The organism is Alteromonas ulvae, assembly GCF_048987005.1.
GTDB lineage: Bacteria > Pseudomonadota > Gammaproteobacteria > Enterobacterales > Alteromonadaceae > Alteromonas.
In genome coordinates this window covers 103,796-118,541 of sequence record NZ_CP185261.1, presented here as the reverse complement: position 1 = coordinate 118,541, position 14,746 = coordinate 103,796, and the positions used below count along the sequence as shown (strand labels likewise).

Here is a 14,746-nt window from a genome sequence, read left to right as displayed (position 1 = left end):
ACAAGTATAGTGCCAATGCTTTTCATCGCTATATTACAAAGACTTAGCAAAATAACGTTGGCATAAACCCGTTGATATCGCACCACGAATAAGCAAAGAAGATAGTTTATGGTGCATTCCTTTGATACTGAGCGCCGTTTTTCAAACAAGGTTCAGGTTACGTATAATGAACAACAAGCATAGCAAGGAGTAATACCAGCAATACGCCAGACACGGTTTTCCATGCCCGTACTGGATGCTGCTCCATCAGTGGCAAGCTTTTGCGGTAAGATGGATTAGGATGATTTAAGTCGTATAGAAATTCAGACAAGCTCGGATAGCGTTTCGACGCTTTAGGATGACAAGCCCGCTTTAGCGTTTCATCAACCCACATGGGAACGGCGACGCTTCGTTGTAGTAAGCTGATATAACGCAACTTAAGAAGACCTGCGTAGTTGCTTTTCTTGGCAACATTACTGTTGTAGGGATACTCGCCACTGAGTAAAAAGTATAGGACCACTGCTAAAGAAAACTGATCTGAGCTTTCATCAGGCCAAAGCCCCACAAAGTATTCCGGAGCGGTGAACAATAGATCGCCAGGAACGGCATGCTGCACATCACTTTGCGAAACAAGATAACCCGCTATGCTCGCGGCACCAAAGTCTACCAGTGTAATTTTACCGTTTTCATCAACCATGATGTTATCCGGTTTAATATCTTGATGAAGCACGTCTTGCCGATGAAGTGCCGTTAGGGCGCTAACGATTTGCGCACTCCAGCCTCGAACCTCAGAAAGAGAGACACTACCAACGTCGTCTCGATATTGGCGTAAACTTATTCCAGGTGTGTACGCCATGGCAATATAAAAGTAATGTCGTAAAAAAGGGGACGTGTAATTTTTAAGGACATTGTCATGTTGTACCCGCGCACCAATCCACTCTTCTTTCACCATTTCATCTAAAAAGCTTTCGTTATCGTGCATCGACTTTGCAGGAATTTTTAACACTGCCTGATGATTGTGGAGGTTATGCTTAGCAAGAAAAACCAGGCTGCGTTCACTGGTATATAACTGCCGCTGTATTGTCCAATCGTCTATGACATCGTTTGATTTGGGTGTATCTAAAAAAGGAAGGAAGCCATTTGAGGCATAATGTACTTTCTCTTCCTTAGCAATGGATAGTACCTCAAGCAGCACTACAGTGACGTTATCATCACAATCTGCATTCAGTGCTGCTTGCGCTATATGTTGTGCGCTCAAGTCGATACTAGGCGTATTATGCTGATGTATTGCGTACCATGTTTTTGGCGGCAAGGTATCCGCAATGCCATCTGTCATTAATACAAATATATCGCTAGGCGCAAGCGTTCGGATGGCCATATCAATGCTTAAGTTAGGCCGAATACCGAGGGCATTGCTTAGATAAGTATTGTTACTCTCGCCGGCTTCTCGATGTTGGCGGGTGCAAAGCGTTAGTTCACCGCGGTGTACGTGATAGATGCTGCTATCACCACAATGCAGTAACACCGCAGACTGCTCTTTCAAAATAACTGCACTAAAGGTACAGACATAGCCTTTATCAAGATTTTCAAAATAAGGGCTTTGTTGGTTTTTTATGTAAAGCTCGGTGTTTATGGTACGCAGTACATGTTGTGCCGCCCTCGACAAAGACCACACACTGCTTGTTCGTGAGAATTCACGAACGAACGTTTCAACGGCGAAGTTACTTGCATACTGACTAACCTGACTACTACTTATTCCATCAGACACAACAGCGATAGCATCGAAATTTGCCGATGGCGAAAAATCAGGCACCACCACACAATGGTGGTCCTGATTAATCGGTTTTTGGCCTTTATTCGAAAAGGCACCATGACGAAAGGTGATCACGGCTTATACTTTGTCATTCACTTTTGCTGCAAGCACCGTTTTGTTGCTAGCACCTGTAGCAATAACGCGTTTAGGGGCAGTACGCACATGGGTAGAATAAATAGTCAAACCAGTAAACGCTAAGCCTCCCACTAAATTACCCAGCGCGGTAGGAATTTCATTCCAAATAAAGTAATCCATAACAGAGAACTCGCCGCCCATAATTAAGCCGAACGGAAACAAGAACATGTTAACCACCGAATGCTCAAACCCCATAAAGAAGAACAGCATGATAGGCATCCACATAGCCAACACTTTACCGCTTACGTGAGTAGATATCATCGCACCAACAACACCAAGCGATACCATCCAGTTACACAACATGCCGCGGATAAAAATAGAAAACCAGCCAGCAACGCCATGCTCTGCATATCCTAGCGTTCTTGCCTCACCGATACCCGCCACCTTAGCCGCTATAGCACCGCCATCGATGTTGTAACCCATGGTGAAAACAAACGACATCATAAATGCCACGCTCAGCGCACCTGCAAAATTCCCTAAAAACACTAAGCCCCAATTGCGGAGAATTTGCGGCCATGTCACGCCAGGTCGTTTTGCCAACCAGGCTAGTGGAGTAAGCACAAAAACACCGGTAAGTAGGTCAAACCCCATGAGGTACAGCATACAAAAACCAACAGGAAAGAGTATTGCACCAATTAAAAACACCCCTGTTTGAACCGCGATGGTTATTGCAAAAACCGCGGCCAACGCCAAAATGGCCCCCGCCATAAAAGCGCGAATTAATGTGTCGCGAGTAGACATATATATTTTGGATTCGCCAGCATCAACCATCTTGGTTGCAAATTCAGAAGGAAGTAAATACGCCATGTTTGATCACCTTTTCTATTGATATTAATTCCTTAGAAACATTCTTTACCTAAATTTCAGGCACAAAAAAGCGCCCGCTCTTATTTCCTAAAAAATAAGTTGCGGACGCCTTTATCCGAATATTGTTCTTAAACAATCTGCATTGTTCATAAAAAGTAAAACAATATTGATGCCAATATTGAGGCGCAAAACTTTAAATGAAATTCTCTTCTATAACAGATAATTACTCAATGGTAAGAATAAACGTGTTCGATATACCCCCCATCGTTTGCACCTGTCTCGAGAAAAAGTGCACTAATTTGGAGCATGATGTAGTGCAATCCGTTTGCTTGCTTTTGTGATCAGTCCATTATTTTTGATCAAGGTAGTAAATAGTGGCGCCCAGCTGCTTACATCGGGTATATCGATGTGGATCCCTTGCAGTTTGATTGAAGGGAACAACATTTGCTTATCCTATGTATCTCTTTTCTGGATACTTCACGATGGGCCATCATAGCGATATCACAAAGCGTTTTTTTTTATTAGCCAAGCATCAAGAAATACAGGCACTGCGACACTTATCATCAAATTGCAAAATAGTGAAAGCGGTAACGGAGATGATTCATCAACTGCAGCGCGAGCGCGGTATGAGCAATGTATTTCTATGTTCTCGAGGCGAACGTTTTGCCTCTCAAAGGGCACAACAAGAAACCGCAAGTGAGATGAGTGAGAAAACACTTCGTAGCTTGCTTAACGCTTTATACCTATCCAATTCTGATAATGGACTTACCATGCGATTGGTTACTACCATTACATTTGCGTTGCAAGGTATGGACAACCTTAAGGATTTGCGTAGCAAAGTGGCGCTGCAGCAACTCACACCAACCGAATCGACCAATGCATTTTGCCGCCTAATTGCCGCGTTGATTGATGTAATTTTTGAAGCCGCCGACGTTGCTAACGACCCTGCTATCACTCGCCTTCTAGTCGCGTTATTTAACTTTATTCAAGGTAAAGAGTATGCGGGACAAGAGCGTGCTTGTGGGGCAATTGGGTTTTCTTCCAGTCATTTCAAGCAATCTTTATGCGATCGAATAACAGCACTGACAGATTCGCAAGAGCACTCGTTTGAGACGTTCACTAAATTTGCCGATGCCACTGAACTCTCAATGTGGCAGCAACAATTAGAAAGTGACCACACCGAACATCTTAACCGACTACGTAAAATGATTTGTGAGCTTGGTGAGAATGACACTTGCACCGCTGAGCTTAGCGAAATTTGGTATGACATTGCCACGTTGCGAATTGACGCGATGCAAGACATAGAAGAACACATTACCGATAGGCTGATAGAAAAAGCCACACTAAGAATTGCTCAAGCCGAGGAGGAACTGCGTAACAACGAACTGCTGATTGCCGCTTTAAATAGCAGCCCTTCAATGAGCGATACACCCGTTTCGATGATTTACGATAAAACCGTTAAAGGTCTCTCTATGGCAGGCGCTCATAGTGACTCAGGAATTACCTCAACATCACTCTCTGCACACAAGTCGTTTTATGACTTAATTCGCCAGCAAGCGCAGCACATTCAAGATATTGCGAACGAATTAAATGGGGCCAAACAAGCCCTTAATGAGCAAAAAGCCATTGATAGAGTAAAGTTGCTATTAATGCAGCAAGGGAAGCTTAGCGAAAGCCAAGCATACAAAAAGCTGCAGTCTGCGGCCATGGACCAAAATATACGAATAGCTGAGTTAGCCCAGCGTATGCTAGACAACCTACGTTAACTTAGTACTCTTCGATGTTAGTTGATACACAACAACTCTCTTTTAATACCGAGTTAGAAGAGATGGATATCACGCTCTTTTGCAGCATGAAAGCACCTGTAATCACCAGATATATCCCAAATGCGCGTTTTAGCATATTAGGATTTCAATTATGCGCGAGTTTCGCACCTAATGGAGCGATAAGCACAGACACAGCGCTAATAGCAATCCAACCTATGGCATTGACGTAGCCTAAGGACCCCAGCGGTAAGCTAGCTTTATTCCAGCCGATAACAATAAGAAGAGATAAAAGCGAGGAAGCACAAAAATGAATTGAGTCCAACGGACCCAATTCATCAAGTGGGAGAGTAAACTTTCAATTTGATTCAATTAAATGCAATAGAATGCTCACATTGGATCTAATGTGAGTAACACTCTTTTTTCGCCTTTTGCAACAGGACATGAACGATGCACGGCTCCTAACGACTCATGCCAAGCCTCACCTTTTAGCATACCTACCTCGAACGCATTCATTGTTTGAATGTCGTTGTGTTTGTAGTACATACCAAAATTCGTTTGCGATACATACTGCTGACTTTCAGCAAAAGGCGTTGGGCACAATTGCTCTAGCGGAAGCCACTGAGTTCCAGCACCAAGATAGGTGTTTACAAGGCGCACGGGTATATTGTCCCGATGAAAGCTAGGACACATTGCTGAGGTGAGCGGCACTAGCCGAAGACCCACATCTTTGCAATCGAACAAACATGTAAGCATATCGGTCAGTAAATAAACATCATCGATAACTTCAGCTTTGCCATCTTGCTTAGGCAGCATAGTGTTTAGCTGCTGCTTAAGGGTATTAACCTCAAACACACCTTTTAGGCCTAACCCTAACGATGTAAAAACCGCTTCAAAGTAGCGAGTGATAGCATCATTTTTCTCTCGCTCCCAAATGGTGACGCTTTTTGTATCGCAGATAATATCGCCAAGTACGATAGGAGACTGTCCACTGCTCCAAGAGCATGTAGTTTTTTCTTTCAATGCAAGCATGTTAGTGTCACCAAGATGGAAATGGATCGGGAAGTGTTGACCATTCTGCCCTTCCTTTATTATTAAGAATATGATTTAACACGGTGGTTTTGCCTGCACCTAGAAATCCAGATAGCACCGTTACTGGTAACTTTTTTTGCATCATGCTTTTAGCCTACGTTAGAGCCCAAAGAGTAAATTCTAATAGTGAGTCAGCAGAGAGCTTTGCATTGAGACTGCTCATTTGCCACCAGCAAATTATGTTATAACATAACAATAAAGATTTATGTTGTAAACGCTATAACCACTCGTAAATGGCAATGATGAATTTGATAGTGAGCAAAAAGTACGTGGCTATGAGGAGATGGCGCACCTGGCGCGATTCGAACGCGCGACCTTTGGCTTCGGAGGCCAACACTCTATCCAACTGAGCTACAGGTGCTAAAAATGAGGTTTGCAGAAATTAATGAATGTTAATAAACACATTTTCAAACGCACCGTAATGATACTTAGGCCATGGGCAGGCATCAACTAGTTTGTTCTTTTCTTTCAATTTAATCGATGTTCGATTGTTAAAAATCCTTACTTTTTATAGGTAATTGGATTCTTATAGTTGTTCAGCCGCCATTTACCGTTATAATCTGGCCAGTTATATTATAAACAAATTCATCATTGCCTGGAGACAGATGTGAAATTAAAGACTTGGTTAACTGTTGCTGCTACTGCGCTAACTATTTTTGCTGCGCAAGCGCAAGAAATGAGTAACGATGAAATTGCAGATCGTATAAAGCCGCTTGGTAGAGTACACGTTGCTGGTGCCGCTGAACAAGGTAATTCCGCAGCTGCAGGCGGAGCAAAATCTGGCGAAGATATTTACAACTCTGCATGTGTCGCGTGCCACAGTGCAGGTGTTCTTGGTGCTCCTAAACTTCAGGTAGCAGCCGACTGGCAACCTCGTTTAGACGATCGCGGACTTGACGGCGTATGGCAAAATGCAATTAATGGTATCAACGCAATGCCTCCAATGGGTACGTGTGGAAACTGTTCAAAAGACGATATAAAAGCGGCAATCGAGTATATGATTGAAGGTATTTAAACTGTCAATTGACGGTTTAGTTGTTTTGAAAATTAGCGTTTTTTCAGTGGATGGGGTAAGTTAATCCGCTCAACGAAGTGTTAATTTTACATTGGCGATCGGAATGTCATCAAACTCGACTCAATCTGAGCTGTCTGAGGAAGAACTACGGGAACTTATCCCGCAGCTTCAGCAGCTTACAGATAAATACAAGCGTGCTGAACGTGTTCAGAAGGCGCTTTTTGACATTTCCGAACTCGCCAGCTCTGTTAGTAATCTTAATCATCTCTATACTTCTATTCATGAAATTATCGGCGATTTTATGATTGCGGACAATTTCTACGTCGCTTTTTACGATCCTGAAAGCAACGTTGTCGACTTTTCTTATTTCGTTGACGAGTTTGACGAACAGACCGTGCGACAGCTCCCTGCCGAGTCGCTAATGGACGGCATGACCGGTTATATTCTCAAATCGGGCAATCACCTTTTTTACCAGCGTGATGAAGAACACGAGTTTGCTGAAGAGCTTGGCTTTAAACTCGTCGGCTCTCCTCCCTATGAGTTACTTGGCGTTCCGTTAAAGCGTGGTAGCCAAGTTATTGGCGCAATGGTTGTGCAAACTTATGATGAAGGTGTGCACTATACCCAAGAAGATTTAGAAGTACTGCTGTTTGTATCTCAACACATTGTTACCACGGTAGATCGTGTTAAAAACCGAGAGCTTACCGAACGCACTATTCGTGATAGAACGCGTCAGTTACGAAGAACTAATGATGACTTACAAGAAGAAATTCTTGAACGCCAAAAAGTTGAATCGTTACAACAGGCGTTGTTCGAAATATCTGAGCTAGCCGCTACTCTTGAAGGCGATATGAACGTTTTCTATTCAAGCCTGCATGAGATCCTTGCTAGGCTAATAAGCGCGCCAAACTGCTATATTGCGATTGTAGATAGAACTCAAAATAGACTTGAGTTTCCTTATTTTAGTGACGTCAACCAAGCAACCATTGACCCTAGACCACTTAGTCTTGGATTAACAGAATTTGTGCTTCGCACCGGGCACGCCGAGCTAATCAACCCTCCCCGGGTGCTACAGCTAGCGGAAAATGGCGAACTTGATGTGACTGTGGCGCAAAAAATGCTGAAGAGCGCGAATTCATGGTTAGGTTCTCCGCTCGTGGTAGATGGTGACATAGCCGGTGTGATTGCCGTTCAAACCTATGGAAAACACGCTAAGTACACTGCCCGTGACCAAGAGCTTTTACGTTTTGTATCACACCATATTGCGGTGGCTATGGAGCGAAAAAGTAATACAGAAGCCATTCAGCAATACAATATGCAACTTGAGGAACGAGTCAAAGAGCGCACCGCAGAGCTTAATCGCGCCAACTCATTTTTACAGCAACAGATAGATGAACGTAAAGAGATTGAGCTCAAGCTCATTCACGATGCACACCACGACTCGCTAACCGACTTGCCAAACCGAGCAATGTTCACCAGCCGCTTAGAGCTCGCGGTAGCAAGCAAACAGCGTTATACCGAAAATATGTTCGCCGTTTTGTTCATCGATCTCGACCGCTTTAAAGTGATTAACGATACCCTTGGCCACCACGCGGGCGATGAATTTTTAATTGAAGTATCTAAGCGCATTGCACTGTGTATTCGCGGCCACGATTTACTGGCTCGGTTAGGCGGCGATGAGTTTGTTGTGTTACTGGATAACTTTGATGAAAACGCTGATGTCAAGGAAGTGGCAAGTCGTATCATTGCATCAATATCAGAACCTTTTCTACTTGATGGCCGTGAAATGTATTCGGGCGCCAGTATCGGCATCGCCCTCCTTGAGCCCTATTACAATAGTGCTGATGAAGTATTGCGAGACGCCGATGCTGCCATGTACCAAGCAAAAACCTTAGGCCGTGGACGCTATGTTATGTTCGACAAGAGTATGCGTGAGCGTTTGATTGAAGAACTTGAGCTAGAAAACGAATTCAGACGTGCCCTAAGAGATGGAGAGTTTGATTTTTTCTTACAACCTGTCATCAATCTCATCGACAACAGCATTTTGTATAAAGAAATGTACGTTCGTTGGTCGCATCCTACTTACGGAAAGATTGCGAGAGAACAATTTAGACAAGTCGCAGAGCACAGTGGATTAACTATCGATTTAGATCTTTTCCAGTTAACCAAAGCATGTGAACTGATAAAGCGCTTTGATGACACTGACGATGCTATCGAGCGTATTGCGGTAAACGTATCGATTAATCATCTGCTACAACCTGCAATGGTTAACCAAATGACCGACGTTATTGCTGACTCAGATATTAGTGCAAATCGATTAGTGTTTGAGTTCGACGAGAATGACTTAAATCGTCGCTCGCAGTTTATACTGCCCGCTATTAAAAAGTTAAAACGTGCGGGCGTGACGCTGGTACTCGATAACTTTGGTAGTGGTTTGGCGTCGCTGAGCTACCTGTTTGCCTACCCTTTCGACTTCATTAAAATTGACCATCGATTTGTAAAATCGTTACCAAGGTCTCAGCGCAACCTCAAGCTAATTCAGTCGGTAATGTTAATTTCAGAACACCTGAGGTTTAATGTGATTGCAGAAGGTGTAGATTCGCCCTCGCAACTTAGCGCACTTAACGACATAAAGTGTGTCTATGGCCAAGGTAAAACACTGCAGCGCGCTGTTGTTTTGGATATCAAGAAAGCATCTGAATGAGCACCTTAAAGTTAGTAAGCATTCACACTACTTTATTTTTTTCCCAGAATATCTCTTAAGTTTGCAATACCCACCTGCGCTTTTTGTTGACGCTCTTCTTTAGTCGCTTTGGGCTTTTGGTTTTCCCACTGAATGTCATCAGGCGGTAATTCAAATAAAAAGCGGCTGGGCTCTGGCTGAATCACCTCACCAAACTGTCGTCGCTCTTTCGCTAAACTAAATATTAACTCTCGTTGCGCTCGTGTAATGCCTACATAGGCTAATCGCCGCTCTTCTTCCACATTATCTTCATCTATACTGCTTTGATGGGGCAACAACCCCTCTTCCATGCCCACAAGAAACACAATGGGAAACTCTAACCCTTTTGAGGCGTGCAGCGTCATTAGCTGAACTTGGTCACTTTCGCCATCTTCTTCTCCACGCTCCATCATGTCGCGAAGTATTAGACGGTTTACCACCTCAGTAAGTGTCATTGGGGAGTCGAGGTCGTTACCCTCAAGCATATCGGTAACCCAACCAAAAAGCGTACTAACGTTAGCCATTGCCATTTCAGCAGCTTTTGGGCTTGCGCTCGACTCGTATAGCCACTCTTCGTAACCCATTGTACGGATCATGCTTCTTACTGCGTCTACCGTATTGCCGCGCTGTGCATTATCAGATAGCTCTACAACCCATCGGGCAAACCCAGACACCGAATGAAACGCTTTATCGGGCAATACGCTGTTTAGGTTGTTGTGTGTTGCAGCCTCAAACATGGACACACCCAGGCTATTTGCAAAATTGCCAAGTTTTTCCAGTGTGGCTCGGCCAATACCACGGCCAGGCGTATTGATAATACGTAGCAGTGCATTGTCATCGTCTTGATTCACCAACAGCCTCAAGTAGGCCATGATGTCTTTCACTTCGGTGCGCCCAAAGAACGACATGCCTCCACTTATTTTATAAGGAATGCGGTTGCTCATTAGTAGCTTTTCAAACAAACGACTTTGGTGATTACCACGGTATAAAATAGCGTAATCTTTGAATTTGGTTCGGTTCATGAACTTGTGCGCCAATAGCTCGGCTATCACCCGCTCAGCTTCATGCTCTTCGTTTTTGGCTTCAATAACTTTTAATGGTTCACCGTAGTGAAGTTCCGAAAACAGGGTTTTATCGAATAAATGGGGGTTGTTCTGAATTAAGATATTCGCGCAATGCAGTATACGCCCTGAAGAGCGATAGTTTTGCTGCAGCTTAATAACGTTTAAACGGGGAAAGTCTTTTTGCAGTAAATTCAGGTTTTGTGGTTTGGCCCCGCGCCACGAATAGATAGATTGGTCGTCATCGCCTACCACAGTAAACCGAGAGCGCTCACCAACAAGTAGCTTCACCAGTTCATACTGACTGGTATTGGTATCTTGATACTCATCAACAAGTAGGTAACGTATTTTGCTTTGCCACTTAGCTCGAACCTGCTCGTTTGTTTTTAACAGCAGCGTAGGCAATAAAATAAGATCGTCAAAATCTAACGCATTATAGGCTTTTAAATTGTCTTGGTAGCGCCTGTAGGCTTGTGCAAACTCTTGTTCGCCAGTGCTTTGTGCTTGTTTTAATAACGCATCGGGAAGTACTAAGTCGTTTTTCCAATTTGAAATACAGCTTTGCAGTAGCTTCAACTGGTCTTTGTCACCGTCTAAGGTATCGGCGGTAAGGTCGGTAAGAAGGGACAGGGAGTCTTTGTCGTCAAACAGAGAAAAGCCCGGCTTGAGCCCTAAGTCTTTCACGTGGGATTTAATAATGTTTAGGCCGAGGGTGTGAAATGTTGAAACCTTAAGCCCTCGCGCCTCTGGCTTGCCTAACGTTTGCGCCACGCGCTCTTTCATTTCTCTAGCCGCTTTGTTGGTAAAAGTTACCGCAGCGATATAGCGAGCTGGCATGTCACAGTTTCGAACTAAATGAGCAATCTTGTTGGTGATTACGCGAGTTTTACCACTGCCCGCTCCAGCCAAGACTAAACAGGGGCCCGATACGAATGTAACGGCAGACTCTTGAGCTTCATTGAGTTTCATTTTGTTCCTAAAACAAAGTTAGCAGGGGATAAAAGCATAGTTCACGGTTTTCATTGCATGTCGTGCCGATACCGATAGAATAGTGACTCTAATTTGAGCTGCGTATTATAAGGGAAATCCATGTTGGATCCGAAAAAACTCGAAGATTTGGCAAAACAGATTGCTGATGCCGTTCCACCGGGCGTAAAAAATATGGCTGAAGGCGCAGAAGCACGAATTAAAACGGTGTTGCAGTCTCAGCTTTCTAAACTCGACTTAGTAACACGTGAAGAGTTCGATATTCAAAGCCAGGTACTGATAAGAACTCGCGAAAAGCTGGAGGCGATGGAAGCTCGTATTGCCGAGCTTGAAACCAAGCTTGCTGATAAATAGCCCAATCGACAAATAGCTCCACCTCAAAACTAGGCACTTTTATGTGCCTTTTTTGTGCCTTGTTATCGCTCGCATACGCTGCTAGTAAAGCAGGTAGTTTACTGCCAACCCTAAGGTAATTGATAAACCTACTAGGTGATTTTCTAAAAACGCGGTAAAGCAGCCTTCTCTTTGTTTTCGCTTAATAAGTTGATACTGCCTAACACACAGTAGCGCAGCAAATAGCATCGCTAGAAAATAAGGCCATGCCGCCTCAATGGTTAAGCCAACACACCATAATGTAACCAACGTGAATGCCTGCAACGCCATTACAATCACTACATCGTACTGACCGAACAGGATAGCAGTAGACTTTACGCCTATTTTAACGTCATCATCTCTATCGACCATGGCATACATGGTATCATAGGCCACTGTCCAAGTAAGATTTGCGATAAATAGCCACCAGCCATAGGCGGGCACAGTTTCTAACACCGCCATAAACGCCATTGGAATAGCCCAGCCAAATGCCGCACCAAGTACCACCTGCGGCAAGTGCGTGTAGCGTTTCATAAATGGGTATGATGCGGCTAGCAGCAGCGCCACAACCGACAGTGCGATAGTTTGCCAGTTGAGAAAAAGTACTAGAATAAAAGCGATACCAATGAGTACGGCAAACAGCTCCAATGCTTGCTTAGCAGTTACCTCGCCGGTAGCAAGGGGGCGTGCAGCAGTGCGTTTAACACTGCCATCCACTTTTCTATCTGCATAGTCGTTGATAACGCATCCAGCGCTGCGCATCACAATAACGCCAGCAATAAAAATAGCAGCTATATCAAGCGCAGGCATTCCTTGTGAGGCAATAAGCAGTGCCCATAATGTGGGCCACAGTAAAAGGTAAAACCCTATGGGTTTGTCTAGGCGCATTAGGCGAGCATAAGCGCCCCAGTTGTGCTGTGTCATATTAACCTTTCTATACCATTTGCATGCGAGTACCAATGCTGATTTATTGGATTATGTCATATTTGGATAGTTGCAAATCTTACTCACCTTGCCCCAACGTAACGTTCCTCCCCCGCCAGAGCCTCTCATGATATCACCCGCATTTGGATTTTTAGATAAATAATTGATAAAACTTTTTCGCCCAGGTTCCCTTCTGGAAAGAGCATATCCTAAATGTCACTCCGCCGCTTTTTTAGGGCGATGCGTAAACGTTCGCAACGGTTACCCGCACAGTATCAATAAAGGCTATTTAGTTCATGAGTAGAGAAAATGAAAGTATGTTGACTCGCAACGCTTTGTGTCATTGAGCGGAAACCAGCTTTTTTAACTGGCATCGCGATGTTTTCGGTGCAGTTTGCTGTGTTAGCAGGGCGGATAGATGTTGATTAAAAATACCGAGCAATTCGGCGGAAATTGTGCGCCGACTTAACATAAAGTGCACGTTGTCTTTGTGCAATGTTGTCTCTGCCAAAACAATTGCTGGATGCTTATTTGATCTTTGTAGTTCGACGCCGTAAATCTGCATATCTTGCAGTTGGCTACACAACGCGCTTCTGTCATCTACTACAACATCAAGTTCGCCCTCTACCAACATTTTTAACCTATCAGATAAAGCAAAGGCATGAACAAATTGGTCTTCAAACTGATTTTTTAGAGACTCAACATTGTCGCCAAAGTAACCAGTCATATTAATACCCACTCGGCCACCTGATCGCAATAACTGCTCTAGTGTAGTTGTTTTGCTGTTACCGAGCTTGGTAGCGAATGCGAACCCTATTACTTCTTCACGGTATGGCTGGGAAAAATGAAAGGTTTTCTCTCTGTCTTTGGTATAAGTGGCACCAATGTAAACATCGAACGTCCCTTTTTGTTGCTCTAGCATCGAACGAAACTCGGTCATTGCCAGCACTTTAACATCGCAGGAAATATTTTTTGCTGCGCTCGTTAAAAGCTGATAATCAAATCCGTCATACTGTTGTTTGGCGTATTCGTAGAAATAAGGCTTCCAGTCACCACTAAAGGCGACGACCAAGGGTGCATTGCAGGTAATTGCAGACGCGAATGTCGCCCAAAGTGACAATAGTAATAGCAATAAAAGGCGAAGCAAAGCTATATCCTTGCAGCATGACTTGACTATTTATTGTACATGATGTTATTGCAATTGAGAACTGGCAAATAAATTGTGCACAGAACGGTATACCATAAGATTAAGCGAATCTGGAGATTCCACCTGCTTATCTACACTAAGTCTCTCTTTTTGAGTTTCTTATTGAGGGGCGCTCTTTTAGCACAGATCAATAGCCATGACTGGGGAAAGTCGCCGCTTCTATTTATAGTGCTCGGTATGAATACGCCGGCGAGGCTGGAAGAAAGACTTCTGCAACAATCAAATGATGCGACTCAAAGGTAAACACAGACCGCCTACCCCACAAATTTTGCTTTATATCGCTTTTACATTTCGAGTTTGATTGCACACTTGATTGCAAAAGTGATTGCTCATTGAGATGCTGAGAAAACTGTTCATAAGGTAGCGTACACAGTTGGAACTCAGAGCGTATAAACCGCTTGTCATTGAATAATCGATTGCCTAATGGCTCACGGCCTAAGTTTGAAAGCTCTGCTTCTATAACAGCTTGAGGAATGACTGAGCGAGCAAATACCCAAGGCTGCTCATCTCCACACAGTACAATTTCTCGTACTTGATAGGTCGTTAGGCCGTTCTCTTGTAACAGGGATAACTCGGTGCTGTGAGGCTCTAACGTTTGCTGGCCCAACAGCTGCAGCGAAAATTCACCACAGACCGACTGCACTCTCTCGGTTAACGAGCCTGTATCTAGCAACCAGTCTTTCAACGTTGGATTAGGTATGTTTGCTTCTGCTAAGGAAAGCCAATCAACGGCAAGCCCAACGGGAAAGTCGGCGATAACACTCACTACTAAAACACTCATGCTATTATTCAGTGAGTATCATAACATTTATTTTTGCGCTGTAATCTTCAGGAAAGGTGAAACTTTTTATTTCCATCTCTCGTAAAGG

Annotated in this window: 11 protein-coding genes, 1 tRNA gene and 1 pseudogene; 4 read left to right on the top strand and 9 right to left on the bottom strand. The window is 43.8% G+C overall.

What is annotated here, in order from left to right; all coding sequences use genetic code 11:
• Window positions 1–157: 157 nt before the first annotated feature.
• Both ACOJR9_RS00505 and ACOJR9_RS00500 read right to left on the bottom strand, forming a co-directional pair.
• Window positions 158–1,867, bottom strand: a complete 1,710-nt coding sequence (locus ACOJR9_RS00505; RefSeq protein ID WP_420934495.1) for a protein kinase domain-containing protein — start codon at window positions 1,865–1,867, stop codon at window positions 158–160.
• Between the two features lie 3 nt (window positions 1,868–1,870).
• Window positions 1,871–2,734, bottom strand: a complete 864-nt coding sequence (locus ACOJR9_RS00500; RefSeq protein ID WP_100970827.1) for a formate/nitrite transporter family protein — start codon at window positions 2,732–2,734, stop codon at window positions 1,871–1,873.
• Window positions 2,735–3,162: 428 nt separating this feature from the next.
• Between ACOJR9_RS00500 and ACOJR9_RS00495 the strand changes: the two genes are divergently transcribed.
• Window positions 3,163–4,500 (top strand): nitrate- and nitrite sensing domain-containing protein, encoded by a 1,338-nt coding sequence (locus ACOJR9_RS00495; RefSeq protein WP_420934494.1) that lies wholly within the window; start codon window positions 3,163–3,165, stop codon window positions 4,498–4,500.
• A gap of 387 nt (window positions 4,501–4,887) precedes the next feature.
• On the opposite strand, the gene ACOJR9_RS00490 is transcribed toward ACOJR9_RS00495, so the two are convergent.
• From ACOJR9_RS00490 to ACOJR9_RS00480, 3 genes and pseudogenes are all read right to left on the bottom strand, one after another.
• Window positions 4,888–5,529, bottom strand: coding sequence for a DUF1826 domain-containing protein (locus tag ACOJR9_RS00490; protein WP_420934493.1), 642 nt, complete (start codon window positions 5,527–5,529; stop codon window positions 4,888–4,890).
• Window positions 5,530–5,584: 55 nt separating this feature from the next.
• Window positions 5,585–5,671, bottom strand: a pseudogene (locus ACOJR9_RS00485) (GTP-binding protein); the annotation flags it as partial.
• Between the two features lie 202 nt (window positions 5,672–5,873).
• Window positions 5,874–5,950 (bottom strand) — tRNA-Arg (locus ACOJR9_RS00480).
• A gap of 246 nt (window positions 5,951–6,196) precedes the next feature.
• On the opposite strand from ACOJR9_RS00480, the gene ACOJR9_RS00475 reads away from it, so the two are divergent.
• The gene (locus ACOJR9_RS00475; RefSeq protein ID WP_420934492.1) at window positions 6,197–6,604 is read left to right on the top strand and encodes a c-type cytochrome; all 408 of its coding nucleotides are present in this window, start codon (window positions 6,197–6,199) and stop codon (window positions 6,602–6,604) included.
• A gap of 103 nt (window positions 6,605–6,707) precedes the next feature.
• Window positions 6,708–9,308: an EAL domain-containing protein gene (locus ACOJR9_RS00470; protein WP_420934491.1), complete on the top strand. Its 2,601-nt coding sequence runs from the start codon at window positions 6,708–6,710 to the stop codon at window positions 9,306–9,308.
• 32 nt (window positions 9,309–9,340) lie between these two features.
• On the opposite strand, the gene rep is transcribed toward ACOJR9_RS00470, so the two are convergent.
• Window positions 9,341–11,356, bottom strand: coding sequence for a DNA helicase Rep (rep, locus tag ACOJR9_RS00465; RefSeq protein WP_420934490.1), 2,016 nt, complete (start codon window positions 11,354–11,356; stop codon window positions 9,341–9,343).
• A 120-nt stretch (window positions 11,357–11,476) separates the two neighbouring features.
• Between rep and ubiK the strand changes: the two genes are divergently transcribed.
• Complete coding sequence (ubiK, locus tag ACOJR9_RS00460; protein ID WP_420934489.1) at window positions 11,477–11,728, top strand: ubiquinone biosynthesis accessory factor UbiK; 252 nt, start codon at window positions 11,477–11,479, stop codon at window positions 11,726–11,728.
• An 81-nt stretch (window positions 11,729–11,809) separates the two neighbouring features.
• Here the strand turns inward: ubiK and ubiA are convergent, their stop codons facing one another.
• The 3 genes from ubiA to ACOJR9_RS00445 form a co-directional block, all read right to left on the bottom strand.
• Complete coding sequence (gene ubiA / locus ACOJR9_RS00455; RefSeq protein WP_420934488.1) at window positions 11,810–12,670, bottom strand: 4-hydroxybenzoate octaprenyltransferase; 861 nt, start codon at window positions 12,668–12,670, stop codon at window positions 11,810–11,812.
• Window positions 12,671–13,010: 340 nt separating this feature from the next.
• Complete coding sequence (locus ACOJR9_RS00450; RefSeq protein WP_420934487.1) at window positions 13,011–13,817, bottom strand: substrate-binding periplasmic protein; 807 nt, start codon at window positions 13,815–13,817, stop codon at window positions 13,011–13,013.
• Window positions 13,818–14,040: 223 nt separating this feature from the next.
• Entirely contained in the window at window positions 14,041–14,643 is a 603-nt protein-coding gene (locus ACOJR9_RS00445; RefSeq protein ID WP_420936009.1) for a chorismate--pyruvate lyase family protein, read from the bottom strand.
• Window positions 14,644–14,746: the final 103 nt, after the last annotated feature.